Here is a 25,685-nt window from a genome sequence, read left to right on the forward strand (position 1 = left end):
ATCAGCCCAGCTGCGCGACCGAGGCCTGCCGGGAGGCCGCCGCCGAGGCCTCGGCGGCCACCGGGTCGACGGCCCGGTCGGCCCACCAGCGCCGCCCCGACCCGGGCAGCGAGTGGATCGGGTCGTAGTAGGTGTAGCGGCGGTCCAGGGCGCCCTCGTCGGTGCGCTCGATGCCGGTCCGGTAGTTCTTGGTCCAGTAGCTGATGCCGCGCTCGCGGTCGTACTCGGCGACCTGGTGCACCCACCGCTTGCCGACGTAGGGCACGTCGCAGACGATCCGCGGGGTGGCGAAGCCGGGCAGGTAGCCCATCAGGTCGTGCTGCAGGGTCTGCCCCTGCGACAGCGGCACCCGCCAGTGCTCGGCCGACGGGATCATGTCGCACATGTAGAAGTAGTAGGGCGTGACGCCGGCGCCGTCGAGCAGCGCGAAGCACAGGTCCAGCAGCTGGGTCGCGGTGTCGTTGACCCCGTGCAGCAGCACGCCCTGGTTGCGCACGTCGCGCACGCCGGCGGCCAGCATCGCCTGCGCGGCCTCGGCGACCAGGGGGGTCACCGACTGCGCGGCGTTGACGTGCGTGTGCACGGCGAGGGACACCCCGCGGGCGCGGGCCGTCGAGGCCAGCCGGGTCATGCCGGCCACGACGTCGTCCTGCAGCCAGTGCTGCGGCATCCCCATCAGCGCCTTGGTGGCCAGCCGGATGTCCCGCACCGACTCGACCTCCAGCAGGCCCGAGACGAAGGCCTCCAGGTTCCTGAACGGCAGGTTGGCGACGTCGCCGCCGGAGACCACGACGTCGCGCACACCGGGGGTGCGGCGCAGGTAGGCCAGCATCTCGGCCTGCCGGTCGACCGGCTTGAGGTCGAACTTCAGCTTGGTGACCGCCGGGGTGGAGTTGCCTACCAGGTCCATGCGGGTGCAGTGCCCGCAGTACTGGGGGCAGGTGGGCAGCAGCTCGGCCAGCACCTTCGTGGGGTAGCGGTGGGTCAGGCCCTCGACGGCCCACATCTCGTGCTCGTGCAGCGAGTCCCGCGCCGCGTACGGGTGGCTGGCGGCCGCCCCGGCCAACCGGTCCGACGCCACCGGCAGCATGTAGCGGCGCACCGGGTCGGCCAGCATCGCCGCGGTGGTGGGCACGGCCGTCGGCACCATCGTGTTGAGCATCTGCGGGGGCAGCAGCAGCGACATCGTCGCCCGCCCGGCCTGGTCGGCCTCGACGTCGGCGTAGAAGGACTCGTCGAGCAGGTCGCCGTAGACCCCGCGCAGCTGGCGCAGGTTCTTCACGCAGTTCACCCGCTGCCACTGCGCGCTGCGCCACTGCTCGACGGTGACGTCGGCGAAGCCCGGCAGGCGCCGCCAGTCGGGCTCGACCAGCGCGCGGGCGGTGTACTCGTAGGGCTGCTCCAGCACGACGACCTCCTGCGGCGACCGGCGCTTCCGACCGCGACATCGACACCATACGGGAGATCGTTCGGTGAAACGTGACTTTCGCGATACGTTCTGCACCCACGACCGACGAGGAGGACACCCGGTGACGACGGCGGCAGAGCGAGCGCTCGGGGTGCACCGGGTGCTGGAGCCGGTCGGGGTGCTGCCCCAGGCCGCCCGCCGGCTGGACCCCCACGCCCCCACGGGCCCGGACGAGGTGCGCATCGACGTCGAGCGGCTGAACCTCGACGCGGCCTCCTTCCGGCAGCTCACCGAGGCCCACGGCGGCGACGGCGCGGCGGTGCGCGACGCGGTGCTGGCGATCGTCGCCGAGCGCGGCAAGATGCAGAACCCGGTGACCGGCTCGGGCGGAATGCTCATCGGGCGGGTCGCGGAGGTGGGGGAGGAGTCCCCGCTGGGTCTCGCCGTCGGCCAGCGCGTGGCCACCCTGGTGTCGCTGACCCTCACCCCGCTGACGATCACCGACGGGCTGGCCGGCTGGGACGGCCGCGGCGAACAGGTGCCCGCCCGCGGCTCCGCCGTCCTGTTCGCCCGGTCGATCGCCGCCGTCCTGCCCGACGACCTGCCCGAGGTCGTCGCGCTGGCCCTGCTCGACGTCTGCGGGGCCCCCGCGGCGACCGAGCGGGTCGTCCGGCGGGGGTCCTCGGTGGCCGTGCTGGGCGCGGCGGGCAAGTCCGGCTGCCTGTCCGTGGCCGCCGCCCGCGACGCCCACGCCCGGCGGGTGGTCGGCGTCGTCCGCGACGAGCGCGAGGCCGCGGCGCTGCGGGCGGCCGACCTCGCCCACGACGTCGTGGTCGCCGACGCCACCGACCCGCTGGCCGTCGCCGCTGCGCTCGGCGAGCCGGTGGACGTGACCGTGGTCTGCGTCGACGTGCCCGGCGCCGAGCACGGGGCGGTCCTCGCGACGGCCGACGGGGGCACCGTGGTCTTCTTCTCGATGGCCACCTCCTTCCCGGCGGCGGCCCTGGGCGCCGAGGGGATGGCAGCGGACGTGACGATGCTGATCGGGAACGGCTACACGCCGGGGCACGCCGCCCTGGCCCTGGACCTGTACCGCCGCAACGCCGGGGTGCGCGCCCTGGTCGACCCCCGCGTGCAGGCGTGAACGTGCTGATCGCCGATGTCACCGTCGGCGACGCCCGGGGTCGGGCGGTGCACGTCGTCGACGGCGCGGTCGCCTGGGCCGGGCCCGCCGCCGACGCCCCCGCGGCCGACCGCACGCTGGACGGCGGGGGAGCCCTGCTCACCCCGGCCTTCGTCGACGCCCACGTGCACGCCACCGGCACCGGCCTGGCGCTGACCGGGCTGTCGCTGCACGGGGCCGACAGCCTCCGCTCCGCGCTGGTCGCCGTCGCCGCGCAGGTGGCCGCCCAGCCCACCGGCACGGTGCTGGGCACCGGCTGGGACGAGACCACCTGGCCCGAGGGCCGGGCGATCACCCGGCACGACCTGGACGCCGTCGTCGGCGACCGGGCCGTCTACCTGGCCCGGGTCGACGTGCACTCGGCCACCGTCTCCACGGCCCTGCTCGACCGGGTGCCGGGCATCACCGACCTGCTCGGCTTCTCCGCCGACGGCCAGCTGCGGCTGGACGCCCACCACGCCGCCCGGCAGGCCGCCTTCGGCGCGGTCAGCCCGGCCCAGCGGACGGCGGCCCAGCGCAGCACCCTGGACGCCGCGGCCGACCTGGGCATCGGCTGCCTGCACGAGATGGCCGGCCCCGAGGTCTCCAGCGCCGACGACCTCGCCGCCCTGCTCGAGCTCTCGCGCAGCACCCCCGGCCCGCTCGTGCTGGGCTGGTGGGGCGAGCTGGCCGAGCGCGGCGGCCTGGACGTCGTGCGCGAGCTGGGGCTGGCCGGCGCCGGGGGCGACCTGTTCTGCGACGGCGCGTTCGGCTCGCACACCGCCGCCCTGTCGGAGCCCTACACCGACCGGCCGGAGACCGCGGGCAGCATGCGGTTCGAGCTCGGCCAGGTCGTCGAGCACGTGCGGGCCTGCACCCTGGCCGGCGTCCAGGCCGGGTTCCACGTCATCGGCGACGCCGCCGTCGACCAGGTGCTCGCCGCGGTCGCCGCGGTGGCCGACGAGCTGGGCCGCGACGCCGTCCGGGCCTGCCGGCACCGGCTGGAGCACGTGGAGATGGTCGGCCCCGACGCGATCGCCGGCATGGCCCGGTTCGGCATGGTGGCCAGCGTGCAGCCGGCCTTCGACGCCGCCTGGGGCGGGGACGGCGGCATGTACGCCGAGCGCCTGGGCGTCGAGCGGGCCCTGGGCTGCAACCCGTTGGCCGACCTCTCGGACGGCGGGGTGGCCATCGCGCTGGGCTCCGACGCCCCGGTCACCGCCCTGGACCCGTGGGGCGGGGTGCACGCCGCGGTGGACCACCGCACCCCCGGCGCCGGCCTGCGGCCCTTCGACGCCTACGACGCGGCCACCCACGGCGGCTGGCACGCCGCCCGCGCGGAGCACCGCGACGGCCCGCTGGGCATCGGCGCCCCGGCGCACCTGGCGCTGTGGGCCACCGACCTGACGCTGTCCGGGGTGCTCGCCGAGCGCGCCCGGCCCACCTGCCGCGGCCTGCTGGTGGCCGGCGAGCTCGTGCGGGGCGACGCGTGAGCGCCCGGTTGACGCTGGACGCCGGGCTGGTCACCCGGGCCCGGGAGCTCGCCGCGCTCGCCGCGCAGCCGGTCATCGACCTGGCCGGGCAGCACACCACGGTGTCCGTCGAGCGGGCCGTGCTGCGGCTGGCCGGGCTGGAGGGCACCGACCCGGTCACCGGCGAGGGCGAGATCCCCTGGGTCAACCGCGTGGTGGACGTCGTCCGCGAACAGGTGGGCCTCGAGCACGGCGTGGCGCTGCCGGTGTGGCACGCCATCGCCTCCGGGGGAGCGGGCAGCCTGCAGGAGGTCGCCGAGCAGGTCGGGGCCGGCACCGCACGCTTCGAGGTGCCCACCGGCGGCGCCGAGGAGCGGGCCCGGGAGGCCGCGCTGGCCGCCGTCGGCGCCGGGTTGTCCCGCGTGGACGGCGCCCGCCGGCGGCGGGAGGAGCTGGTGGCCACCCACGGCGACCCGCCCCGCCGTCCCTGGATCTACCTGATCGTGGCCACCGGCGACATCTACGAGGACATCCCGCAGGCGCAGGCCGCCGCGCGCGCCGGGGCCGACGTCATCGCCGTCATCCGCTCGACCGGGCAGTCGCTGCTGGACTACGTGCCCGAGGGCGCCACCCGCACCGGGTACGCCGGCACCTACGCCACCCAGGAGAACTTCCGGCTCATGCGGGCCGCCCTCGACGAGGTCAGCGCCGAGCTGGGCCGCTACGTGCGGCTGACCAACTACGCCTCGGGGCTGTGCATGCCCGAGATCGCCGCACTGGCCGGGCTCGAGCGGCTGGACATGATGCTCAACGACGCGATGTACGGGATCCTCTTCCGCGACATCAACCCGATCCGCACCTTCGTCGACCAGCGGTTCAGCCGCATGGTGCACGCCCGCGCCGGCATCATCATCAACACCGGCGAGGACAACTACCTCACCACCGCCGACGCCGTCGACGAGGCGCACACCGTCACGGTCAGCCAGCTGCTCAACGAGCGGTTCGCCCGCGAGGCCGGGCTCGAGGACTGGCAGCTGGGCCTGGGCCACGCGTTCGAGATCAACCCGACGGTGCCGGGGTCGTTCCGGCTGGAGCTGGCGCACGCGATGCTGGCCCGCTCGCTGTTCCCCGACGCCCCGCTGAAGTGGATGCCGCCCACCAAGCACATGACCGGCGACGTGTTCGGCGGCTACCTGCTCGACGGGTTCTTCAACCTGGCCGGCATGCTCACCGACCAGTCGATCCTGCTGGTCGGCATGATGACCGAGGCCGTCGTCACCCCGTGGCTCTCCGACCGGGACCTCGCGCTGCGCAACGTCCGCTACGTGCTGGACGCCGCCGGGGGACTGGGGGAGGATTTCAGCCCCCCGCCGGGCGGGTTCATCGACACCCGCGCGCACACCGTGCTCGGCGAGGCGGTCGACCTGCTCGAGCGGATCACCGCCGACGGCCTGCTGCCCTCGATCGCCCAGGGCACCTTCGGCATCACCAAGCGCCCGGCCGACCGCGGCAAGGGCCTGGACGGCGTGGTCGTGAAGGCCCCGGGCCACCTGGACCCGGCCACCGAGTTGATGGAGGCAGCGCTGTGAGCATCGTGCGCCCCTACGGCGACACCACCGGCGACGGCATGGTGCAGACGTCGTTCACCCTGCCCGTCCCGCCCGGGCCGAAGGCCGAGGGCGCCGCCCTCCAGCTGGCCGGCAAGATGGGCATCCACCCGGCGATGGTCGTGCACAGCCACGGCATCGGCACCGGCTTCACCTTCTTCGTCGTCTACGGCTCGGTGACCCACCTGGTCGACCTGGACGCCGTCGAGGTCGAGGAGCGCGACTACCCGCTGCTGAGCCCCACCGAGGTCAACGGAGCCATCAAGACCCGGCTGCACCGCAAGCTGGTGGTCATGGGTGCCTGCATCGGCACCGACGCGCACACCGTCGGCATCGACGCGATCCTCAACCTCAAGGGCTTCGCGGGGGAGAAGGGCCTGGAGTACTACCGGGAGATGGACGTCGCCAACCTCGGCGCCCAGGTCACCGTGCCCGAGCTGGTGGGGCAGGCCCGGGCCGCCCGCGCCGACGCCGTCCTGGTCAGCCAGGTCGTCACCCAGAAGGACGCGCACCTGCGCAACACCCGCGAGCTGGCCGGTGCGTTCCGCGAGGCGATGGGGGAGTCCCGCCCCCTGCTCGTGGTCGGCGGCCCCCGCTTCGACCCGGCGATGGCCCGCGACCTCGGCGTCGACAAGGTCTTCGGCCGCGGCACCACCCCCGGCGAGGTGGCCTCCTACCTCGTCTCCGCCCTCCTCCCGGAAGAGGTCGCCGCATGAGCACCGTCGGTCTGGTCGTCACCCACCGCCGGTACGTGCCGTACGCCCACGCCCACTACGGCGGTTCGCTGGTCGACGGCGCGTACACCCTGGGCCTGTTCGGCGACGTCGCCACCGAGGTGGCGATCGTCGGGGACGGCGACGAGGGCCTGCTCGCCGGCTACTCCGAGGTGCGCTTCCTCGCCCCGGTGCAGGCCGGTGACGTGCTGGAGGCCTCGTGCGAGGTCACCCGGGTGGGCACCCGCTCCCGCACCCTGCGCTGCTGGGCCGACGTCGTCGCCCGCGCGGTGCCCGAGCGCGGGGCCTCCGCGGCCGCGGTGCTCGACCCGCCGCTGCGGGTGGTGGAGGCGACCGCCACCCTGGTCGTCCCCCTCGCCGGCACCACTGAGCGTGAGTGACACGTAACGATCAGGTAACGGCCTGCCGCAGGTGTCCCGATGCCCTGTGCGTGGGGGGCCGGGCTCCCTAGGGTTCCCCCGTCGCACCTCAGCGATCCCGCCGCGGTCTGCAGCACGGCCGTCGACCGGACGGGACCGCCGGGCGGCACCCCGCGCCACCAGACAACGGCGGGACCGGAGGCAGCCAGTCCCCGGACCGCCGGCCCGAAGGCCGGGGTGCCGCCATCGGCGGGCCGATCCGGAGCCCGCCCAGGCCGGGATGGGATGCTCGGCGGGTGACCGCGACCGCACCGGTGGACCACGACGTGCCCGCCGACGACCCGCCCGCCACCCGTCGCGGACTCGGGCTGCTGGGCCGCACGCTGCTGGCCGCGGTCGGCGGGATCGCGCTGTTCTTCGCCTTCCCGGGCTGGGACCTGTCCGCGCTGGCCGTGCTGGGCCCCGCCGCGCTCTCGCTCGCCACCCGCGGCGTGCGGTTCCGCACCGGCCTGTGGCTGGGCCTGGTCCACGGGCTGGCCTTCTTCCTGCCGCTGCTGTCCTGGACGGGCATCTACGTCGGCTCGTTCCCCTGGTTGGCCCTCGCGGTCACCGAGTCCCTGTACGTCGCGCTGCTGGGCGGCGCCCTGGCCGCCACGGCGCGACTGCGGGGCTGGCCGCTGTGGGCCGCCGCGCTGTGGGTCGGCGACGAGGCGCTGCGCGGGCGGTGGCCGCTGGGTGGGTTCCCCTGGGGACGACTGGGGTTCAGCCAGGCCGAGGGCCCCTTCACCGCGTTCGCCGCCTACGGCGGGGTGCCGCTGGTGAGCTTCGCCGTCGCCCTGACCGGCACGCTGCTGGCCGCGGCCGGTCTCGGCCTGGCCCGGGCCTGGCGGGACAGCTCGGTCGAGGAGCGGCGGTCGAGGTCGCTGCGCACCGCTGCACTGGCCGTCGTCGGCACGCTCGCCGTCCCAGCCCTGGGCACCGCCGCCGCGCTGCCGCTGGCCGGGGGTTCGCTGACCGAGGGTGGCCCCACCCGCACCGTCGCCGTCGTGCAGGGCAACGTGCCGCGGGCCGGGTTGGACTTCAACGAGCAGCGCCGCGCCGTGCTGGACAACCACGTGTCCGAGACGCAGGCGCTGGCCGCCCGGGTGGCCGCCGGCGACGCCGCCCAGCCGGACCTGGTGATCTGGCCGGAGAACAGCTCCGACATCGACCCCTACCTCAACGACGACGCCGCCGCCGCGATCGACCGCGCGGCCCAGGCCATCGGCGCCCCGATCCTGGTGGGCGCCGTGGTCAGCGGCCCGGGCCGGTTCATCAGCAACACCGCCATCGTCTGGGACCCCGAGACCGGCCCGGGGGAGACCTACGTCAAGCGGCACCCGGTCCCGCTGGCCGAGTACGTGCCGGCCCGGTCGTTCTTCCGCTTCTTCAGCGAGAAGGTCGACCTGGTGCGGGCGGACTTCCGCGCCGGCACCGAGGTCGGCACCCTGGACATGGCGGGCACGACCGTCGGCGACGTCATCTGCTTCGAGGTCGCCTACGACGGCCTGGTGCAGGACGTCGTCGACGGCGGCGCCACGATGATCGTCGTCCAGACCAACAACGCCACGTTCGGGTTCACCGACGAGAGCCCGCAGCAGCTGGCCATGGGGCGGCTGCGCGCCGTGGAGTTCGGGCGCTCGGTGGTCATGGCCTCGACCAGCGGCATCAGCGCGATCATCGCCCCCGACGGGTCGCTGGTGCGCAGCTCGGACCTGTTCACCCCGGCCGCCTTCGTCGAGGACATCGCCCAGCGCGACGGCATGACCGTCGCCGCCCGGCTCGGGGTCTGGCCCGAGGTCGCCCTCACCGCCCTGGGGGTCGGCGCGTTCCTGGCCGTGGTGGCGGGCGGTGTCCGCGCGCGGCGAGCAGCCCGGTGACCGCCCCGGCCGACGGGGTGCTGGTCGTCGTCCCCACGTACTGCGAGATCGAGAGCCTCGAGGCCGTCCTGGCCCGGTTGCACGCCGCCGTGCCCACCGCGCACGCGCTGGTGGTGGACGATGGGTCACCCGACGGCACCGGCCAGCTGGCCGACCGGTTGGCCGCGGCCGACGAGCGGGTGCACGTGCTGCACCGCACCACCAAGGCCGGGCTCGGACCGGCCTACGTCGCCGGGTTCCGCTGGGCCCGTGAGCACGCCTGGCCGGTCGTGGTCGAGATGGACGCCGACGGCTCGCACCCGCCCGAGCAGCTGCCCGACCTGCTGGCCGCCCTCGCCGACGCCGACCTCGTGCTCGGGTCGCGCTACGTGCCCGGTGGGCGGGTCGAGAACTGGCCGGCGCACCGGCTGGCGATCTCCCGCATCGGCAACCTCTACACCCGGCGAGCGCTGCGCCTGCAGCTGACCGACGCCACGGGCGGTTTCCGGGCCGCCCGGGCCGAGCTGCTGGCCCGGCTGCCCTTCGACGAGGTGGCCAGCCAGGGCTACTGCTTCCAGGTCGACTGGGCCTGGCGGGCGGTCCGGAGCGGGGCCCGGGTGGTCGAGGTGCCGATCACGTTCAGCGAGCGCACAGCCGGCAGGAGCAAGATGAGCTCCTCGATCGTTGGGGAGGCACTGGCCCGGGTGACCTGGTGGGGTGTGCTGGACCGGATGGCCGATCGGCTGCCCGGACGCGTGCCCCGACCCGTGCCGGCCCGAAGACGAACCGGAGGACGACGATGACGAGCCGACTGCGCACCGCGCTGGGCCTGGGTGCCCTGGCCGAGGTGGTGGTCTTCATCGCCCTGGGCGCGACCATCGGCTGGGGCTGGACCATCCTGGCCGCGCTGGTGACCAGCGCCCTGGGCTGGGTGCTGCTGGCCAAGCAGGGCACGAAGACCCTGACCGAGCTGCGTCTGCGGGCGCAGGAGCACCGCGCGCCGGGCACGGCCCTCGGCGACGCCGGGCTGGTCGCCGCCGGTGGTGCGCTGATGATCCTGCCGGGGTTCATCGGCGACGTGCTGGGGCTGCTGTGCCTGCTGCCGGGCACCCGCAAGCTGCCCCGAGCCCTGATCGCCCGGGTCGTGCTGAGCCGCCTGCCCGACCGCGCTCGGGGCCCGGTGCGGGTGCAGAGCACGCGCCCGGCCCAGGTCGACCCCGAGCCGGTGAAGCACCCCGCCGTCGTCGAAGGCACCGTCGTCGAGCGCTGACCACGCAGAAGGGCCCCGCCGGAGTGGTCCGGCGGGGCCCTTCTGCGTCGTTCAGCTGACCTTGGTGCGGCGGCTCTTCAGCACGTCGAGGCGCTCGGCGAGCACCTCTTCCAGGTCGGCCTCGGAGCGGCGCTCGAGCAGCATGTCCCAGTGGGTTCGCGGCGGCTTGACCTTCTTGGGGGCCGGCTCGGCGCCGCCCACCAGCTTGGCGGCCGTGCCGTCGTACTTGCACTCCCAGGTGTCGGGGAGCTCGGCGTCGTCGGCGAAGGGCACCGTGACGATGTGGTTCTGCTCGCAGCGGTACTCGGCGTACTGCCGGTCGATCGGCGCGGTGTTGCGCTCGGTCTCGTAGCTGACGCTGCCCAGTCGGCTGCCTCGCAGGGAACGCTCGCCCATGGCACACCGTCCTCTCGTGCTCGTGGTGGTCCGTGCTCTGCGTGATCCAGGGCCCCATCGGCAGGACCGCGCCACCGCCGCAGGGCGGACGGTGGGTGGTCACCCGGAGGGGCTGTGCGGATCAACGACGGAAGTCGGACGGAGATTCCGTCTCGTCAGTCGCTCATCATCGCACGGACACCTCGTCGTCGGCCAGCTGCTGCCCGGACAGCGCCAGCTGACCCGGTCCGGTGGGGGTGGGACCGAGCTGGCCGCGCACGTGGTGGCGCCGGCAGAGCACCTGGTAGCGGGTGTCGTCGACCGACCCGCTCGGCACGGTGTCGGCGACCACCACGGTCTCGCCCACCCGCACCATCGCGCCGTCGACCACCCGGGCGTTGAGCAGACCCGGTGCCCCGCACCAGCAGAGCACCTCCACCTGGATGCGCTGCACGGTGTCGGCCAGCTCGAACAGCCGGCGGGTGCCCGGGAACAGCTGCGCGCGGAAGTCGGTGGTCAACCCGAACGCGTAGACGTCGACGTGGGACTCGTCGACCAGCTCGGCCAGCTGCTCGACCTGCCGGTCGGTCAGGAACTGCGCCTCGTCCACGACGACGTAGTCGACCCGGTGGCCGCCGGCCCACCGGTCCCGCACCAGCAACCGGACGTCGGTGCCGGCGTCCACCTCGACGGCCTCGCGGGACAGCCCCACGCGGCTGCTGATCCGCGGCGACCGGGACCGGTCGCCCTGGGTCAGCCGGAGCCCCTGGCGACCCTGCCGGCTCTGGTTGTGGTCGACCTGCAGGGCCAGCGTCGACTTCCCGCAGTCCATGGGGCCGTGGAAGAACGTCAGGTGCGCCGGCGCCGCGTGCCGCCGCCGGTCACCCGACGCCGGGACGACGGACGGGGGCTGGCTCACAGCTTCTCCGGCGGGGTGTTGCCGGCCTCGACGACGGCCCGGCGCATCGGCAGCCGCGCCAGCAGCACGAAGCCGGCGACGAAGAACACCACGAGGCTGATGATGGCCAGCCGGTAGGAGCCGGTGAACTGGTAGGTCAGCCCGAACGCCAGCGGGCCCAGCCAGCTGGTGCCGCGGTCGCTGATCTCGTAGAAGCCGTAGTACTCGGCCTCCTTGCCGGCCGGGATGAGGTGGCTGAACAGCGACCGGGACAGCGCCTGGGTGCCGCCCTGCACCAGCCCGATCACCGCGGCGAGGGCGTAGAACTGCACGGCCGCACCGGTCTGCAGGAAGAAGGCGGCCACCAGCACCGCCGTCCAGGCCACCAGGCAGGCCAGGACCGTGCGGGTGGCGCCGTACCGGGCCGCGACCCGACCCAGGCCCAGCGCGCCGGCGATGGCGACCACCTGGACCATGAGGATGGCGCCGGTGAGCACCGACTGGTCCAGCTCGAGCTCCTCGGTGGCGTAGACCGCCGAGAGCGAGATGACGGTCTGCACGCCGTCGTTGAACAGCAGGTAGGCGCCCAGGAACCACAGGGTCAGCGGGAAGGCCCGCATCTCCTTGAGCGTCGCCGCCAGCTGCCGGAACCCGCTGCCGGTGCGGCCCTCGGCCACGGCCACCGGCCGGTTGCGCAACCGGGAGACCGTGAACACGGTGAACGCGCCCCACCACAGGCCGGCCGTGGCCAGGCAGATCCGCACCGCCTCGCCCTCGGTCAGGCCCAGCGAGTCGTGCGCGAGGAACAGGCCCAGGTGGACGGCGAGCAGCAGCGCCCCGCCGACGTACCCGACGGCCCAGCCGCGGCTGGAGACCTTGTCGCGCTCGTCGGGTGCGGCCAGGTCGGGCAGCCAGGAGTAGTAGACGACGGTGGCCGCACCGAAGGCGATGTTGGCGACGACGAACAGCGCGGCACCGAGGAGGTAACGGCCGTCGGCGACGAAGAACAACCCGGTGCAGGCCGCCGCGCCGAGGAACGCGAAACCGGCCAGCAGCTCGCGGCGCCGTCCGGTCCGGTCGGCGATCGCCCCGGTCACCGGCAGGACGACGACCTGGGCCACGACGGAGAACGACAGCACGAAGGAGAACCAGCTGCCCGGGTCGATGCCCAGGAAGCCGAGCCTGCCGTCGGCGCCGGCTGCGTCACGGGCAACCGACGTCAGGTAGGGCCCCAGGAAGACCGTGGTGACGCTGGTGTTGAACACCGACATCGCCCAGTCGTAGGAGTACCAGCCGGTGCGCTCGCGGCGCAGTGCCCGGTCGGGGGTGCTGGTGGTGCCCTGGGCTGCGCTCACCGGCGCAGGGTGCCAGCCGGGGGCAGGGGTGGTCCAGCACCGGGGACGTCGGCGGGCACGCGTCCTCCCGGGAAGGCCGCCTGCGCCTTCACCGGCCGGGTGGGGTCGACGAAGGCGATCCGGTCGGCGGGTTCGCCGGCGCGCAGCGGCACCAGGCCGCGGGTGATGGCGGCCATGATGCGGGTGCGGGCCCGGTTGGCGTCGCCGGTGCGCCCGGGCGCGAGGTCGTCGAGGGGGACCGGCGCCCCGACGTGCACCCGCAGCGCCGGCTGCCGCCAGGCCGCCGACAGCGCGGTGCGCAGCTTGCCCCAGTCGTTGGCGTACTGCAGCACCTCGTGGGCGCCCCACTGGCTGACCGGGATCACCGGCACCCGGGTCTGCAGGGCCAACCGGGCCAGGCCGGTGCGGCCGCGCTCGGGCCAGCCGTCGGCGGTCAACCCCACCCGGCCCTCGGGGTAGACCAGCACCTGCCCGCCGTGCTCGAGGGCGACCAACACCACCCGCATGGCGTGCGCGGCGACGTCGGTGCCCCGGTCGACCCGGATGCCGCCGGCGCGCTCGAGCACGGGCCCGGCGACGGGGGCCTTCATGATCCCGCCGGTGGCCAGGAACCGGGGGACGACGCCCACCCGGTGCAGCGCGGCGGCCACGGTGAACGTGTCGTAGTCGCCGATGTGGTTCGCGGCCAGGATCAGCGGCCCCCCGCGCAGGTGCTCGGGGATCGACCCGGTGACCACGACCCGGCCGAACAGCGACACGGCCGGCGAGACGGTGGTCAGCAGGAAGCGCCACAGCCACCACGGTGGTCGGGCGGCGATCGCCAGCTCGCGGCCGAACCACTCCGGGTCGGTGTCGACGACGGAGGCCTCCAGGTCGGCCGGCAGCGGCGGGGTGGCCGGCCGCCAGGCGCGCAGCCGCTCCCTCATGCCGGAGCCCAGACCCCGCGGCGGGTGTACACCTCGCGGAGCATGGTCGGCCGGTCGGTGAGGATGCCGTCGACCCCGAGGTCCAGCAGCCGGTCCACCTCGTCGGGGTCGTCGACGGTCCACACGTGCACCTGCAGGCTGCGCTCGTGGGCGGCGGCGAGGAACCGCTCGTCGACCAGCGGGCGCCCGCCGAGGTGCAGCGGGACCTGCGCGCAGCCGGCCTGGATGCGCACGAGGCCGGCTGCCCGGGGGGAGTAGGACGACAGACGCAGCGCCGCCACGCCCTTGGGGCCCAGCGAGGTGCACAGCTCCGGTCCGAGCAGCCGCCGTGCCGCCGCCACCCGCGCGTCGGAGAACGAGGCCAGGCAGATCCGGTCCAGGGTGCCGGTGCGGCGGATCAGCGCCGCCAGGGGAGCGAGGACGCCGGCGGTCTTCACGTCGATGTTGAACCGGACGTCGGGCCAGGCCGTGAGCAGCTCCTCGAGCGGGAGGACCGGCTCGCGGCCACCGATGAGCGCGTGCCGGACCTCGCTCCAGGGGAGCGCGTCGATGCGCCCCACGCGGTCGGTGACCCGGTCCAGGACGGCGTCGTGGAAGGCCACCAGCACGCCGTCGGCGGTCGCCCGCACGTCGGTCTCGAGGTAGCGGTAGCCCAGGTCGACGCAGGCCTGGAACGCAGGACGGGTGTTCTCGACGTGCTCGATGGCCCCGCCGCGGTGCGCCATGGCCAGCGGCACGGGCCCGTCGAGGAACGGGAAGCGCTGCACGGGCACGGCGTCACGCTATGGGCGGGCGCCCGACGCGCGGCTGCCGGGGGTCCCACGGGCGTGTCCGGCCCCTGTGCGGGCGCTGCACGTCTACCTTCTCGGTCGTGGTGGCAGAGCAGGTCCCGGTGCGCGACATCCCCGCGCACGACGTCCCGACGACGGGGGCGTCGACCCGGCGATCCCGGCGCCGTCCGGCCGAGGCCGAGGAACGCCGCTGCGGCTGGTGCCGCAACGTGCTGCCCGTGCAGGAGTCGGTGGGCCGCCCGCGGCTGTACTGCGGCCAGGCCTGCCGGCAGCGTGCCTACGAGCAGCGGTCGGCGACGGCGAAGGCGGGGCTCTCGCCGGACGTGGTGCTGGTGACCCGCACCGAGCTGGACGGGCTGCAGGACCGCCTCTTCCAGCTGCGCTGCGCCCTGGAGGACGTGCAGACGCTGCTCACGGAGAAGCCGACCAAGCCCGAGCTGGAGCGGGCGTTGTCGGAGCTGGTGCGCTCGACGGGTCGGCTGGACAAGCTGTGGCTGTCCGGGCGGTCGGCGGGCTGAGCCGCCGACCGGCCCCGGGCGGGTCAGTCGACCGGTTCGCCGTTCTCGATCCCGGCGTCGCCGGCGGGGTCCTGGTTGCCGTGGTTGTAGACGCTGCCCTGGCTGACCGAGGCCGGGTCGTTGCCGGAGGTGTTCGTCGAGGAGTCCTTCGACGTGCCGGTGCGCTGGTCCAGACCGTCGGTGTCGCTGCACCCGGTGAGGGCGGCCCCGCCACCGAGGAGGGTCAGGGCGGTGAGGGCGACGACGACCGGGCGGCGGATCTGCATGCCCGGAGCCTAGGCGACACGGCGGTCGCGCGAGCACCCGACACCCGGCCCCGGTCTGGCACCATCCGGCCGTGCCCGACACCTACACCGTGACCCGCGAGGTCCTGGTCGCCGCGCCGCCCGCGGCCGTCCACGAGCTGCTCGTCGACTTCCGCCGGTGGCGCGAGTGGTCGCCGTTCGAGGACCTCGACCCCGGCATGCAGCGCCGCTACGAGGGCTCCGACGTCGGCAGCACCTACGCCTGGTCGGGCTCGACGAAGGCCGGCACGGGCCGCATGGAGCTCGTCGTCGCGGACCCCGACCGGGTGGTGGTCCATCAGCAGAACCACAAGCCGTTCCGGACCACCAGCACGACGACTTTCACGCTCGTCCCGGTCGACGGCGCGACCCGGGTGACCTGGTCGGGCTCGGGTACGCAGACCGGGTTGCTGCGCCTGGTGGGTCGGGTCGTGCCGATGGAGAAGGTGCTGGGGCCGGTGTTCGAGAAGGGTCTGGCCCGGCTGCGCGAGCGGGCCGAGGGTCGGCGCTCGTAGCCGGCGACCCCGACACCCTGCTCATTGCGTCACAGTGATGCAATGACGGGAAGCTGGTCGTCGCGACCCGGGGGAGAGTGCACCATCCCACCGGCGTCCGCATCGGGTCGGTCGTGCGAGTTGCGTCAGCCTGACGGAATCGAGCAGGTCGGGGAGATGTGGGCAGGGACGCCGACCGCGGGGCGATCGGCTGCACCCGGTGCGGCAGCGCAGCCGCGCTCGGCAGCGCGGACCGGGTGGGCGCCTCGTCGGCTGCGTTGCGAGCCGGTCCGGAGGTGCCAGATCCTGCTCGTCGCCGGCGTCGTCGGGACGGCCGATCCACCTGCTGGTCCACCGCTGCATCGTCTGCGCCGATAATCGACATTATGTCAGGTGGGACTTCTCGGCCGGGATTTCGTCGATCCCCGCACACCTGACCGCGAGGTCCCGGATGCTCCGCTGGGCAGGCCGGCCTCAGGAGCCGGCGAAGTCGTGCTGGCGCCAGGCCTCGTAGGCGGCGACCGCCGCGGTGTTGGACAGGTTGAGCGAGCGGCGGCCGGCCAGCATCGGCAACCGCACCCGGTCGGTCACCCGCGGGTGCGCCAGGACGTCGGCGGCCAACCCGGTGGGCTCCGGGCCGAAGAGCAGCACGTCCCCCGGTCCGTAGGCGACGTCGGTGTACCGGGTGGTCCCGCCTGCGGTGAACGCGAACACCCGCGCGCCCGGGACGGTGGACAGGAATTCCCCCAGGCCGGCGTGGACGGTCACGGAGGCCAGGTCGTGGTAGTCCAGGCCGGCTCGCCGCAGCTTGGCGTCGGACAGGTCGAAGCCCAGCGGTTCGACCAGGTGGAGGTGCGCGCCCGTGGCGGCCACCATGCGGATCGCGTTGCCGGTGTTCGGCGGGATCCGCGGCTCGTGGAACGCGATGTGGAACACGTCAGCTCCCGTAGTGGTAGCGGCAGGCCGCTACGCGGACCTCGCCGTCGACGACCCGGTAGACCAGCCGGTGCTCGTCGGTGATCCGGCGGGACCAGTAGCCGGAGAACCCGTGCTTGAGCGGTTCGGGCTTGCCGATCCCGCCGGAGTTGCCGGTGCGGGCCACGTCGGCCAGCAGGACGTTGATCCGCTTGAGGACCCGCCGGTCCTGGCTCTGCCACCAGAGGTAGTCGGCCCAGGCGTCGTCGGAGAAGACGAAGGTCACGGGGCTTCGGCGAGCTGCTGCGTACTCCCCCGGCCGCGCTCGAGCGCGTCGATCGACCCCAGCAGGCGTCGCGCGTTCTCCGGGCTGCGCAGCAGGTAGGCGGTCTCCTTCAAGGACTCGTAGTCCTCGAGCGCGACCATGACCACGGGCTCGTGCCCGGCCCGGGTGATGACGACCTCCTCGCGGTCGTCGACGACCGCGTCGAGCGTCTGCGCGTAGTTCGCCCGCGACTCGGAGTAGCTGATGGTCCGCATGTCGGCACTCCTTCGATGGACGTACAGAAAAGTGTACGCCCTCTCTCGGCATTGGTGGAGCAGGGTGATCACGGCCGACCGACCACCATGAGCACTGCGTCGACCTCGTTCTCGCCCCACCGCTGGCGCGCGGTGCCGATCTCCTGCCAGCCCAGTCGCCGGTAGAAGGCGCGGGCGTCCGCCGCCGGATCGACCAGCAGGACCGGGCTCAGCGCCGACCGGGCCGCGGACCGGCCGGCGGCATCCATGAGTGCCCGCCCGGCCCCGCGCACCGTGCCGTCGGTGACCAGGCGGGACACCACGGCGAGGTCCTCGACCCGGACGCCGGTCGCGGCCGACCACCGGTGCGCGGCCTGCAGCTCCCCCGGGTCGTCGTCCGGCCCGTGGGCGGCAGGGTGCAGCGCCACGTGCCCGACGACCCGGCCGGCGTGCTCGGCGACGAGTCCGACGAGCTCGGTCGGCGTCGCCAGCCAGTCGGCCCGGACGACCTCGCTGCGCCTCGGGTAGCCGTGGGTGGCGTGGCTGCGCCGGAGGATCGACAGCAGGGCCGGGAGATCCGACTCGAGCCGCGGCCGGACGACGACCTCGGTCACATGTCGGCGGCAAGGCCGCGGTAGGTGCCCCACCAGGGGTCGAGGTCGCGGCGGGTGTCGACGCCGGTGGCCTGCTCCCCCGCCGGCGCCAGCAGGCCGGCGGCGACCAGTCCGGCACGCAGCGCCTCGACCTCGGTGTCGTCGAGCTCGGCCAGCGGCTGCCGGACCCGGCGGTCGCCCAGCACCCCGAGCAGCTGCAGCGCGGCCTTGGCGGTGGTGGCGCCGTAGTTGGGCACGCCCATGATCGCGTCGAACGCCGGCAGCAACCGGGTGTGCGCGTCGAGGGCAACGGCGTGCTCCCCTGCCAGGAAGGCGTCGATCATGGTGCGCAGCGGCTGCCCGGCGGCGTGCGCCACCACGCTGACCAGACCGACCGCGCCGTAGGCCAGGTACCCCAAGGTCAGCGCGTCGTCCCCGCAGTAGACCTCGTAGCCCAGCGCCGTGAGCCGCGCGGCCTGGGCGGGGTTGCCGGTGGCGTCCTTGACGGCGACGACGGTGTCCAGCTCGAGCGCGGCCCGGTAGGTGTCCAGCGCGATCGACGACCCGGTGCGGCTCGGGACGTCGTAGAGCATCACCGGGATGTCGCTGACCGCGGCGACCGTGCGGATGTGCCCCAGGATGCCGTTCTGGCTGGGCTTGTTGTAGTAGGGCGTGACGACCAGCAGGCCGTCGGCGCCGATGCGCGCGGCCTGCTCGGCGATCTCGACCGAGTGCGCCGTGCTGTTGGTGCCGACGCCGGCGATCACCGACGCCCGGTCCCCCACCGCCTCGCGGACGGCGGCCAGGATCTCGCCGTCCTCGGGCACCGTGGTGGTGGGGGCCTCCCCCGTCGTCCCGGACACCACGACGCCGTCGCTGCCGGTGTCGACCACGTGGGCGGCGATGCGCGCGGTGGCCTCGAGGTCGACCCCGCCCGCCTCGTCGAAGGCGGTGGCGATGGCGGTGATCAGTCGGCCGAACCGGGGCGGGGAGCTCACCGCGGCAGCGTAGCCAGCGCCCGGACGGACTCAGCCGCGGTGCTGGGCGATGTTCACGACCGTGCCGTCGGGGGCACGGACGAAGAAGCGGCGCACCCCCCACGGCTCGGTGGTCAGCGGGTGCACGATCTCGTACCCGGCGGCCTGCGCCTCGGCGAAGGCGGCGTCGACGTCGTCGGTCTTCACCGTCAGCGCGGAGTCGACGGGCGCCGTGGCGTCGCGGGTGACCAGCTGCACGTGCGCGCCGGTGTCGGGGTCGGTGTACCGGGCCACCCAGCCCAGGCTGAACTCCTGCTGGCGCAGGCCCAGGTAGCCCGCCCAGAAGCCCTCGGCGGCCGCGATGTCGTCGACGCGCAGGTTCGTGGTGATGCCGACGGTGCGCACGACGGTCAGCCGGAGAAGGCTACGTCGGCGGCGGGGACGACCGCGGCGGTGCGGCCCGGGGCCGACTGGAAGCCCCAGTAGAGGTTGGTGTGGGAGATGACGTCGCCGGGTGGCGGGGCGCCGTAGGCGGTGAGGTCCTCGGTGGTGTGCGCGTCGCCGACCAGGGTGACGTCGTAGCCGCGGGTGAAGGCGCCGTGGATGGTCGACCGGATGCACGCGTCGGTCTGCGCGCCGGTGACCACCAGCCGGCCCACCCCGGCCTCGGCCAGCACCTGCTCGAGGTCGGTGGCCTCGAAGGAGTCGCCGTGCTCCTTGGCGACCAGGGCCTCGCCGTCGGCACGCTGCAGCCGCGGCACGTACTGCCACTGCTCGCTGCCCACCGGCAGCTCCTCCGAGGAGTGCTGCACCCAGACGACCGGGACCTGCTCGCCGCGGGCGCGGGCGACGAGGCCCTCGATGCGGCCGACGACGGCTGCGGTGTCGTGGGACTCGGCCATCACCCCGTTCTGCACGTCGATCACCAGCAGGGCGGTGTTCGGGCGGTCGGTCAGCGTGGTCATGACGTCTCCTCGGTGTCGGTGGTGCTCGCACCGTAGGACCGGGCACCGACAGTTCTCCACGGGTCGGACCGAGTAGTTCTGCCCTGGGGCGACGTCCCCGTCGTCGGCAGGGTCGTGCCCGTGACCCCGTACCAGCGCGCCGCCGCCGTCAGCTCCGCTCCCCGGACCACCGCCACCGCGTCCGCCCCCGTGCCGCTGCGCCGGTGGCCACGGGTGGGTGACCGGGTCGGTCAGGTGGTCCTGCAGTCGTCGGTGGCCGTCGTCCTCGCCGCGATGGTCGTCAACCGGCTCGGCGCCGTCCCCCTCGGCGGCGGGGCGCCGGCGGGGTCGGTGCGCACGTGGCAGCTGGACGCCCTGGCGCTGGTGCTGCTGGGCGCCCTGGGCGTCGGGCACTCGCTGCTGCGCCGCGGTCGCCCGGGGCGGTGGTCGGTCGCGGCGCTCGCGCTGCTGCTGCCGGCCGTGGTCGTGCTGGCGCCGGGCTGGGGCTGATCAGCCGGCGGCGGCGTCGTGCTCCTCGACGAGCTTGCGGTAGCCCGCGGCCGCCTTGGCCCGACCCGGGATCACCGGAGGGGCTGCACTGCGCACCTGCTCCATGACCCGACGGGTGAGGGCCACGGCGGACTCCCCCTCGCGGGCGGGGACCGGCGGCAGGAACTCGACGCGGATCCGCGGCCGACGCGGGAAGCGCACGACGTCGGTCTGCCCCGTGACGCGCACCCCCAGCACCGTGGTGCCGGGCACCGACAGGGCCAGCCGGCCGGCGCCGGACAGATAGCGCATGGCGCGCCCGCGCGAGACGGTGCCCTCGGGGAAGATGCCGATGCACCCGCCGCCGGCCAGCACGTCCACGGCCGCGGCGAGGGCGTTCTTGTCGCCCCGGCCACGGGCGATCGGGATCTGGCCCATGCCGTCGAGCACCTTGCCCACCACGGCGTTCTTCCACAGCGAGTCCTTGGCCAGCGCCCGCAGGTGCCGGCGGCGGACGGCGGCGATGCCCAGGATGACCGGATCCCACGCGCTGTCGTGGTTGGCCATGAGCACCGTCGGCCCCTCGGCCGGCAGGTGCTCCAGACCGGTGACCTGCAACCTGCCCCACCAACGGACGGCCGGGGTGCCGACGGCCATCACGAGCCGGTAGACCGGCGGCGGCGTCGTGGACGGGGTGGTCACGGGGGCCTCCTCGGGATCGCCCGGGGGCCGGGCGGCCGGGTCAGTGTGCCCGACGCCCGGGCCCGTCGCCGGGTCGGGTCAGCCCTCGACGACGACGTCGTCACCACGCCGGACGGCGCGTCGCACGCGCAGCGGCACCACCCGGCCCAGGAGCCGGATCAGCCCGGTGTAGCCGGGGGTGGGGCCGTGGTAGCCGAGGAAGCCGCGGGGGCCGGAGACCATGGCCCCGCTGCGCACGTCGTAGCGGGAACCGTGCCACGGGCAGACGAGGCAGCCGTCGGCGTCGACCGACCCCTGGGACAGGTCGGCGAGCTGGTGCCGGCAGCGGCGGGATACCGCGAACGGCTCCCCACCGGCCATCCCCACGGCGGAGGACCCGGCCCGGAGCACGGCGCCGGCGGTCAGGTCGGCGGCGGGGACGGTGGGTCGATCGGGAGTGGTCATGCCCGGGCCTACCCGGTCGCGACCAGGCTCAGCCTCATCTCCCCCGGCGCGTGCGCACCGACGTGCACAGTCCGGTGTGGTCGGCTGGGCGGCGATGAGCGAGATCTGGGACCGCGTCACCGCGACCTCTCCCCCGTTGCCCCTCCCCTGGCTGGTCGCCACCGCCGTCGTGGCCCTGGTGCTGGTCGGGCAGCGGGACGCCTGGCGGGTGACCCGCAACGCCGTGACGATCGCGCACGAGGGCGCCCACGGGGTGGCCGCGCTGCTGACCGGTCGCCGGCTGGCCGGCATCCGGTTGCACTCGGACACCTCGGGGGTGACGGTCTCCCGTGGCCGGCCCCGCGGACCGGGCATGGTCGTCACGGCGCTGGCCGGCTACGTCGGCCCGGGCCTGCTCGGGCTCGGGACCGCGGCGCTGCTGGCGGCCGGCCACGCGATCGGTGCGCTGTGGGCGCTGCTGGTCCTGCTGGCGCTGCTGCTGCTGCAGATCCGCAACTTCTTCGGGCTGTGGTCGGTGCTGGTCACCGGTGCGCTGGTGTTCGCCGCGACCTGGTGGCTGCCGGTGCAGTGGCAGTCGGCGTTCGCGCACGTGGTGGTGTGGTTCCTCCTGCTGGCCGCGCCGCGCACGGTGTGGGAGCTGCAGGCGAAGCGGCGCCGTGGCCCCACCCCGGACAGCGACGCCGACCAGCTGGCCCGGCTCACCGGCCTGCCGGGCCTGTGCTGGGTCGGGGTGTTCCTGCTGGTCGACGTCGGTGCGCTCGTGCTCGCCGTCCGGTGGCTACTGCCCTGAGGGGCGCCCTCGCCGCCGGGGTGCGCAGTGCGCCGGCTGGTGGACCGGGGCGACCTCGGGGGCCGGCGGGACGTCGAGCACCAGCTCGGCGCCCGTGACGGTGACCGTCTCGCCGTGGTGGCCGATCTCCAGGGGTTCGCCGTCCATGAGCTGGTAGACCGCCTGCTCCTGGGTGATCCGGACCCGCAGGCACCGGCCCCGGTAGACCACCCGGAACCCCAGCCCGGTGAGCTGCGGGGGCAGCCGGGGGGCGAAGGTCAGCCGGCCGTCGTGGTCGCGCATGCCGCCGAACCCGGCCACGGCGACCGTCCAGCCACCGGCCAGCGAGGCGATGTGCAGGCCGTGCCCGGAGTTGCCGTGCAGGTTCTGCAGGTCGGTCAGCGCCGCCTCGCCCCAGTAGTCGTAGGCCAGCTGCAGGTGCCCGCACTCGGCGGCCACCACGGCCTGCTGCGCGGCCGACAGGGAGGAGTCCCGCACCGTGCGGGCCTCGTAGTAGGCGAAGTCGGCGACCTTCTGCTCCTGGGTGAAGGCGTCCCCGCGCAGGTGCAGGGCCATGACCAGGTCGGCCTGCTTGACCACCTGCTTGCGGTAGATCTCGAAGTAGGGGTAGTGCAGGAGCAACGGGTACTTCTCGGGCGGGGTGCCCTCGAAGTCCCATTCCTGGTGCCGGGTGAAGCCCTCGCTGGTCATGTGCACGCCGAGCTCGTCGTCGAACGGGATGCGCATCTTCTCCGCGGCCTCGGTCCAGACGGCGAGCTCGTCGTCGGTGACCTGCAGGCGGCCGGCGACCCCAGGCTGGCGGCCCACGGCGGCGACGGCCTCGCGCAGGTTCCGCTGCGCCATCAGGTTCGTGTAGACGTTGTTGTCGACCACGGCGGTGTACTCGTCGGGACCGGTCACGCCGTCGATGCGGAAGCCCCGGCCGTCATCCAGGTGGCCGAGCGAGGCCCACAGCCGGGCGGTCTCGACCAGCATCTCGGTGCCGTGGTCGGCGTCGAAGGTCTCGTCGTGCGTGGCGTGCCAGTACCGGACGACGGCGTCGGCGATGTCGGCGTTGACGTGGAAGGCCGCGGTGCCGGCCGGCCAGTAGCCGCTGGTCTCCTCGCCCCGGATCGTGCGCCACGGGAAGGCCGCGCCCCGCTGGCCCAGCACGGCGGCGCGCTCGCGGGCCAGCTCGAGGGTCGACCAGCGCCAGATGAGCGCGTCGCGCACCGCCTCGGGTGCGGTGTAGGTGAGCACCGGCAGCACGTAGGTCTCGGTGTCCCAGAAGGCGTGCCCGTCGTAGCCGGGACCGGTCAGGCCCTTGGCCGGGATGGGCTGCCGCTCGGCGCGGAGCCCGGCCTGCAGGACGTGGAACATGCCCACCCGCACGGCCTGCTGCAGCTCGTCGTCGCCCTCGATGGTCACGTCGGCCTGCGCCCAGTGCCCGTCCAGCAGCTCACGCTGCTCGGCGGCCAACCGGTCCCAGCCGGCCAGCTTGGCGACGCTGAGCGCACCCTCCACCTGGTCGCGGACGGCGGCCGAGGACCGGCGGGAGGACCACCCGTAGGCCAGGTACTTGACCATCCGCAGCTTCTCCCCCGCCGGCAGCCGGGCCGCGAGGGTGTAGCGGGCGAGGTCCGCGGAGACCTCGAGGTCCTCGCTGGCGCTGTCGGGGATCAGCACGTCGTGGTCCATGCCGGCGGCCATGCGCAGCCGGGAGGTCTTCGTCTGGTGCACCAGGACGGCGTGCCGGCCGCGGCCGGTGTGCAGCTCGGACTGCAGCGGCTTGCGCAGCGCGGCGGCGGCGCGGGGGTCGTCGGAGCCGGAGTTCTCGATCACCTCGTTGGCCAGCAGGTCGGACTGGATGGCCACGTAGAGGTCGCCGCCGTCGTCGGTGCAGCGGACCTCGTAGCGGATGGCGGCGATCGCGCGGCGGGTCAGCGAGACCAGCCGGGTGCTGAGCACCTCGACCGTGCGGCCGTTGGGCGAGCGCCACTGCGTGCAGCGGCGCAGCACGCCGGCCCGGAGGTCGAGGGTGCGCTCGTGCGAGATGATCTGCCCGTAGTCCAGGTCCAGCGGGGAGTCGCCCACCAGCAGCCGGATCAGCTTGCCGTCGGTCACGTTGACGACGGTCTGCCCCTCCTCGGGGAAGCCGTAGCCGGCCTCGGCGTAGGGCAGCGGCCGCTCCTCGAAGTAGCCGTTCAGGTAGGTGCCCGGGACGACGGAGGGCTCGCCCTCCTCGAGGGTCCCGCGCATGCCGATGTGCCCGTTGGCCAGCGCGAAGACCGACTCGTTGACCCCGAGGCTGTCGTGGTCGATGGACGTCTCGGTGAGCGCCCACGGCTCGATCGGGAAGTGGGTCCGGCCCTCCGTCACAGGAGCTCGGCCAGGTCGGTGACGACGACGTCCGCACCGTGCTCGCGCAGCTGCTCGGCCTGCCCCACGCGGTCCACGCCCACGACGTGGCCGAAGTGCCCGGCCTTCCCCGCGGCGATCCCGGACTGGGCGTCCTCGAACACCGCGGCCTCCCCCGGCTCCAGGCCCAGCGCGCGGGCACCGGCCAGGAAGGTGTCCGGGGCGGGCTTGCCGCGGTAGCCCTCGCGGGCGGTGACGACGCCGTCGATGCGGGCGTCGACCAGGTCGGCGAACCCGCCGGCGGCGATCACCTTCTCGCCGTTGGCCGAGGCGGTCACGACGGCCACCGGCAGGCCGGCGTCCTTCACGGCACGCAGGTAGCGGACCGATCCCGCGTAGACGGTCACGCCGTGCTCGTCGATCTCGGCCTGGACCAGGTCGTTCTTGCGCGTGGCGACGCCCTGCACGGTCTGCGCGTCGGGGCCGTCGTCCGCGGAGCCCTCGGGCAGCTCGACGTCCCGGGAGGCAAGGAAGTCCCGGACGCCGTCGGCGCGCGGCTTGCCGTCGACGTAGCGCTGGTAGTCCTCGTCGCTGAACTCCCGGGCGCCCGGGTCGCGGTCACGGAGGAACTCGTCGAAGGTCCGCTTCCAGGCCGCCTGGTGCACGGTCGCGGTCTGCGTGAGCACGCCGTCGAGGTCGAAGAGGCAGCCACGGATGGTCTCGGGTAGTCCCAGCACGTGCGGAACGGTACGGCCGGTCACCGGCGATCACCTGCCGAGCGGGCCACGCCTCCTCCTCCTAGGTTGGGTGCGACCGAGTTGTCGAGCCGGAGGAGCACCCGATGTCCCGTCCCACCCCGCCGAACCCCTACGACTTCCTGCCGCAGGTGCCCGAGTTCGCGGTGACCAGCACCGACGTCCGCGACGGCCAGCCGATGGACCGTGAGCAGGTCAGCGGCAAGATGGGTCTGGACGGCGACGACCGGTCGCCGCAGCTGTCCTGGTCGGAGTTCCCCGAGGGCACCAAGGGCTTCGCCGTCACCGTGTACGACCCCGACGCCCCCACGGCCAGCGGCTTCTGGCACTGGGCCGTCACCGGCATCCCGGCCTCGGTCACCGAGCTGCCGTCGGGCGCCGCGGACGGCGGGTTGCCCGAGGGCGCCGTCCAGCTCCGCAACGACGCCGGGTTCGCCGGCTTCGTCGGCGCCGCTCCCCCGGCCGGGCACGGACCGCACCGGTACTACGTGGTGGTGCACGCCCTCGACACCGACGACCTCGGGGTGCCGGCCGAGGGCTCGTGTGCCTTCCTGGGCTTCAACCTCTTCAGCCACACCCTGGCCCGCGCGACCCTGGTGCCCACCTACGAGGTCTCCTGACCCGAGGGTTCCGGCGTGCCCGCGACCGGGTAGTGCACGACTCATGGGC

The 25,685-nt window shown here is 74.2% G+C and carries 31 protein-coding genes; 13 read left to right on the forward strand and 18 right to left on the reverse strand.

What is annotated here, in order from left to right:
* Nucleotide 1: 1 nt before the first annotated feature.
* Nucleotides 2-1,408: a KamA family radical SAM protein gene (locus BLS67_RS06170; RefSeq protein ID WP_091241520.1), complete on the reverse strand. Its 1,407-nt coding sequence runs from the start codon at nt 1,406-1,408 to the stop codon at nt 2-4.
* A 121-nt stretch (nt 1,409-1,529) separates the two neighbouring features.
* Here BLS67_RS06170 and kdd point away from each other — a divergent pair, with 121 nt between their 5' ends.
* From kdd to BLS67_RS06210, 8 genes are all read left to right on the forward strand, one after another.
* Nucleotides 1,530-2,552 (forward strand): L-erythro-3,5-diaminohexanoate dehydrogenase, encoded by a 1,023-nt coding sequence (kdd, locus tag BLS67_RS06175; protein WP_091241523.1) that lies wholly within the window; start codon nt 1,530-1,532, stop codon nt 2,550-2,552.
* Nucleotides 2,549-4,063, forward strand: coding sequence for an amidohydrolase (locus tag BLS67_RS06180; RefSeq protein WP_091241526.1), 1,515 nt, complete (start codon nt 2,549-2,551; stop codon nt 4,061-4,063). The genes kdd and BLS67_RS06180 overlap by 4 nt, the downstream gene beginning before the upstream one ends.
* A complete protein-coding gene (kamD, locus tag BLS67_RS06185; protein ID WP_091241528.1) occupies nt 4,060-5,631 on the forward strand; it encodes a lysine 5,6-aminomutase subunit alpha in 1,572 nt (523 codons plus the stop codon). The genes BLS67_RS06180 and kamD overlap by 4 nt, the downstream gene beginning before the upstream one ends.
* Nucleotides 5,628-6,365, forward strand: coding sequence for a lysine 5,6-aminomutase subunit beta (gene kamE, locus BLS67_RS06190; RefSeq protein WP_278247112.1), 738 nt, complete (start codon nt 5,628-5,630; stop codon nt 6,363-6,365). The genes kamD and kamE overlap by 4 nt, the downstream gene beginning before the upstream one ends.
* Entirely contained in the window at nt 6,362-6,763 is a 402-nt protein-coding gene (kal, locus tag BLS67_RS06195; protein ID WP_091241532.1) for a 3-aminobutyryl-CoA ammonia lyase, read from the forward strand. The genes kamE and kal overlap by 4 nt, the downstream gene beginning before the upstream one ends.
* A gap of 275 nt (nt 6,764-7,038) precedes the next feature.
* The gene (lnt, locus tag BLS67_RS06200; RefSeq protein WP_091241534.1) at nt 7,039-8,661 is read left to right on the forward strand and encodes an apolipoprotein N-acyltransferase; all 1,623 of its coding nucleotides are present in this window, start codon (nt 7,039-7,041) and stop codon (nt 8,659-8,661) included.
* Nucleotides 8,658-9,443 carry a polyprenol monophosphomannose synthase gene (locus tag BLS67_RS06205; RefSeq protein WP_207500340.1) on the forward strand — a complete coding sequence of 262 codons (786 nt, stop codon included), beginning with the start codon at nt 8,658-8,660 and terminating at the stop codon, nt 9,441-9,443. Before lnt ends, BLS67_RS06205 begins: the two co-directional genes overlap by 4 nt.
* A complete protein-coding gene (locus tag BLS67_RS06210) occupies nt 9,440-9,910 on the forward strand; it encodes an FxsA family protein (protein ID WP_091241537.1) in 471 nt (156 codons plus the stop codon). Before BLS67_RS06205 ends, BLS67_RS06210 begins: the two co-directional genes overlap by 4 nt.
* A gap of 51 nt (nt 9,911-9,961) precedes the next feature.
* On the opposite strand, the gene BLS67_RS06215 is transcribed toward BLS67_RS06210, so the two are convergent.
* The 5 genes from BLS67_RS06215 to BLS67_RS06235 all read right to left on the reverse strand — a co-directional run bounded on the left by BLS67_RS06215 (nt 9,962) and on the right by BLS67_RS06235 (nt 14,237).
* Nucleotides 9,962-10,306 (reverse strand): RNA polymerase-binding protein RbpA, encoded by a 345-nt coding sequence (locus tag BLS67_RS06215; protein ID WP_091241541.1) that lies wholly within the window; start codon nt 10,304-10,306, stop codon nt 9,962-9,964.
* 166 nt (nt 10,307-10,472) lie between these two features.
* On the reverse strand, nt 10,473-11,204 hold the full coding sequence (locus BLS67_RS06220) for a thymidine kinase (protein WP_091241544.1): 732 nt from the start codon (nt 11,202-11,204) through the stop codon (nt 10,473-10,475).
* The gene (locus BLS67_RS06225; RefSeq protein WP_165617497.1) at nt 11,201-12,538 is read right to left on the reverse strand and encodes an MFS transporter; all 1,338 of its coding nucleotides are present in this window, start codon (nt 12,536-12,538) and stop codon (nt 11,201-11,203) included. Before BLS67_RS06225 ends, BLS67_RS06220 begins: the two co-directional genes overlap by 4 nt.
* The gene (locus tag BLS67_RS06230; protein WP_091241547.1) at nt 12,535-13,464 is read right to left on the reverse strand and encodes a lysophospholipid acyltransferase family protein; all 930 of its coding nucleotides are present in this window, start codon (nt 13,462-13,464) and stop codon (nt 12,535-12,537) included. Before BLS67_RS06230 ends, BLS67_RS06225 begins: the two co-directional genes overlap by 4 nt.
* On the reverse strand, nt 13,461-14,237 hold the full coding sequence (locus BLS67_RS06235) for a glycerophosphodiester phosphodiesterase family protein (protein ID WP_207500341.1): 777 nt from the start codon (nt 14,235-14,237) through the stop codon (nt 13,461-13,463). The genes BLS67_RS06230 and BLS67_RS06235 overlap by 4 nt, the downstream gene beginning before the upstream one ends.
* A 98-nt stretch (nt 14,238-14,335) precedes the next feature.
* Here BLS67_RS06235 and BLS67_RS06240 point away from each other — a divergent pair, with 98 nt between their 5' ends.
* Complete coding sequence (locus BLS67_RS06240) at nt 14,336-14,773, forward strand: hypothetical protein (protein WP_242653858.1); 438 nt, start codon at nt 14,336-14,338, stop codon at nt 14,771-14,773.
* Between the two features lie 23 nt (nt 14,774-14,796).
* On the opposite strand, the gene BLS67_RS06245 is transcribed toward BLS67_RS06240, so the two are convergent.
* The gene (locus BLS67_RS06245; RefSeq protein WP_091241550.1) at nt 14,797-15,039 is read right to left on the reverse strand and encodes a hypothetical protein; all 243 of its coding nucleotides are present in this window, start codon (nt 15,037-15,039) and stop codon (nt 14,797-14,799) included.
* Nucleotides 15,040-15,110: 71 nt separating this feature from the next.
* Here BLS67_RS06245 and BLS67_RS06250 point away from each other — a divergent pair, with 71 nt between their 5' ends.
* Entirely contained in the window at nt 15,111-15,572 is a 462-nt protein-coding gene (locus tag BLS67_RS06250; protein ID WP_091241553.1) for an SRPBCC family protein, read from the forward strand.
* Between the two features lie 453 nt (nt 15,573-16,025).
* Here the strand turns inward: BLS67_RS06250 and BLS67_RS06255 are convergent, their stop codons facing one another.
* From BLS67_RS06255 to BLS67_RS06285, 7 genes are all read right to left on the reverse strand, one after another.
* On the reverse strand, nt 16,026-16,487 hold the full coding sequence (locus tag BLS67_RS06255) for a tRNA (cytidine(34)-2'-O)-methyltransferase (RefSeq protein WP_091241556.1): 462 nt from the start codon (nt 16,485-16,487) through the stop codon (nt 16,026-16,028).
* Between the two features lies 1 nt (nt 16,488).
* Nucleotides 16,489-16,752: a Txe/YoeB family addiction module toxin gene (locus BLS67_RS06260; protein WP_091241559.1), complete on the reverse strand. Its 264-nt coding sequence runs from the start codon at nt 16,750-16,752 to the stop codon at nt 16,489-16,491.
* On the reverse strand, nt 16,749-17,006 hold the full coding sequence (locus BLS67_RS06265; RefSeq protein WP_091241562.1) for a type II toxin-antitoxin system Phd/YefM family antitoxin: 258 nt from the start codon (nt 17,004-17,006) through the stop codon (nt 16,749-16,751). The genes BLS67_RS06260 and BLS67_RS06265 overlap by 4 nt, the downstream gene beginning before the upstream one ends.
* Nucleotides 17,007-17,074: 68 nt before the next feature.
* Nucleotides 17,075-17,599: a GNAT family N-acetyltransferase gene (locus tag BLS67_RS06270; RefSeq protein ID WP_165617498.1), complete on the reverse strand. Its 525-nt coding sequence runs from the start codon at nt 17,597-17,599 to the stop codon at nt 17,075-17,077.
* Nucleotides 17,596-18,576, reverse strand: coding sequence for a 4-hydroxy-tetrahydrodipicolinate synthase (gene dapA / locus BLS67_RS06275; RefSeq protein ID WP_091241566.1), 981 nt, complete (start codon nt 18,574-18,576; stop codon nt 17,596-17,598). The genes BLS67_RS06270 and dapA overlap by 4 nt, the downstream gene beginning before the upstream one ends.
* Nucleotides 18,577-18,606: 30 nt before the next feature.
* Nucleotides 18,607-18,960 carry a VOC family protein gene (locus BLS67_RS06280; RefSeq protein WP_091241569.1) on the reverse strand — a complete coding sequence of 118 codons (354 nt, stop codon included), beginning with the start codon at nt 18,958-18,960 and terminating at the stop codon, nt 18,607-18,609.
* A 5-nt stretch (nt 18,961-18,965) separates the two neighbouring features.
* Nucleotides 18,966-19,520, reverse strand: a complete 555-nt coding sequence (locus BLS67_RS06285) for an isochorismatase family protein (RefSeq protein ID WP_091241572.1) — start codon at nt 19,518-19,520, stop codon at nt 18,966-18,968.
* A 120-nt stretch (nt 19,521-19,640) separates the two neighbouring features.
* On the opposite strand from BLS67_RS06285, the gene BLS67_RS06290 reads away from it, so the two are divergent.
* Entirely contained in the window at nt 19,641-20,009 is a 369-nt protein-coding gene (locus BLS67_RS06290) for a hypothetical protein (RefSeq protein ID WP_091241574.1), read from the forward strand.
* Here BLS67_RS06290 and BLS67_RS06295 read toward each other — a convergent pair whose 3' ends face one another.
* Both BLS67_RS06295 and BLS67_RS06300 read right to left on the reverse strand, forming a co-directional pair.
* Complete coding sequence (locus BLS67_RS06295) at nt 20,010-20,690, reverse strand: lysophospholipid acyltransferase family protein (protein ID WP_207500343.1); 681 nt, start codon at nt 20,688-20,690, stop codon at nt 20,010-20,012.
* A gap of 78 nt (nt 20,691-20,768) precedes the next feature.
* Complete coding sequence (locus BLS67_RS06300; RefSeq protein WP_091241576.1) at nt 20,769-21,134, reverse strand: Rieske (2Fe-2S) protein; 366 nt, start codon at nt 21,132-21,134, stop codon at nt 20,769-20,771.
* Nucleotides 21,135-21,228: 94 nt separating this feature from the next.
* Here BLS67_RS06300 and BLS67_RS06305 point away from each other — a divergent pair, with 94 nt between their 5' ends.
* Nucleotides 21,229-21,924, forward strand: a complete 696-nt coding sequence (locus BLS67_RS06305; protein ID WP_091241962.1) for a M50 family metallopeptidase — start codon at nt 21,229-21,231, stop codon at nt 21,922-21,924.
* On the opposite strand, the gene BLS67_RS06310 is transcribed toward BLS67_RS06305, so the two are convergent.
* Entirely contained in the window at nt 21,913-24,282 is a 2,370-nt protein-coding gene (locus BLS67_RS06310; protein ID WP_091241579.1) for a glycoside hydrolase family 65 protein, read from the reverse strand. The genes BLS67_RS06305 and BLS67_RS06310 overlap by 12 nt on opposite strands.
* On the reverse strand, nt 24,279-24,998 hold the full coding sequence (locus BLS67_RS06315; protein ID WP_091241582.1) for an HAD family hydrolase: 720 nt from the start codon (nt 24,996-24,998) through the stop codon (nt 24,279-24,281). The genes BLS67_RS06310 and BLS67_RS06315 overlap by 4 nt, the downstream gene beginning before the upstream one ends.
* A gap of 104 nt (nt 24,999-25,102) precedes the next feature.
* On the opposite strand from BLS67_RS06315, the gene BLS67_RS06320 reads away from it, so the two are divergent.
* The gene (locus tag BLS67_RS06320; protein ID WP_091241586.1) at nt 25,103-25,636 is read left to right on the forward strand and encodes a YbhB/YbcL family Raf kinase inhibitor-like protein; all 534 of its coding nucleotides are present in this window, start codon (nt 25,103-25,105) and stop codon (nt 25,634-25,636) included.
* Nucleotides 25,637-25,685 lie beyond the last annotated feature (49 nt).

It is taken from the genome of Klenkia soli, from assembly GCF_900103975.1.
GTDB classification, from domain to species: domain Bacteria; phylum Actinomycetota; class Actinomycetes; order Mycobacteriales; family Geodermatophilaceae; genus Klenkia; species Klenkia soli.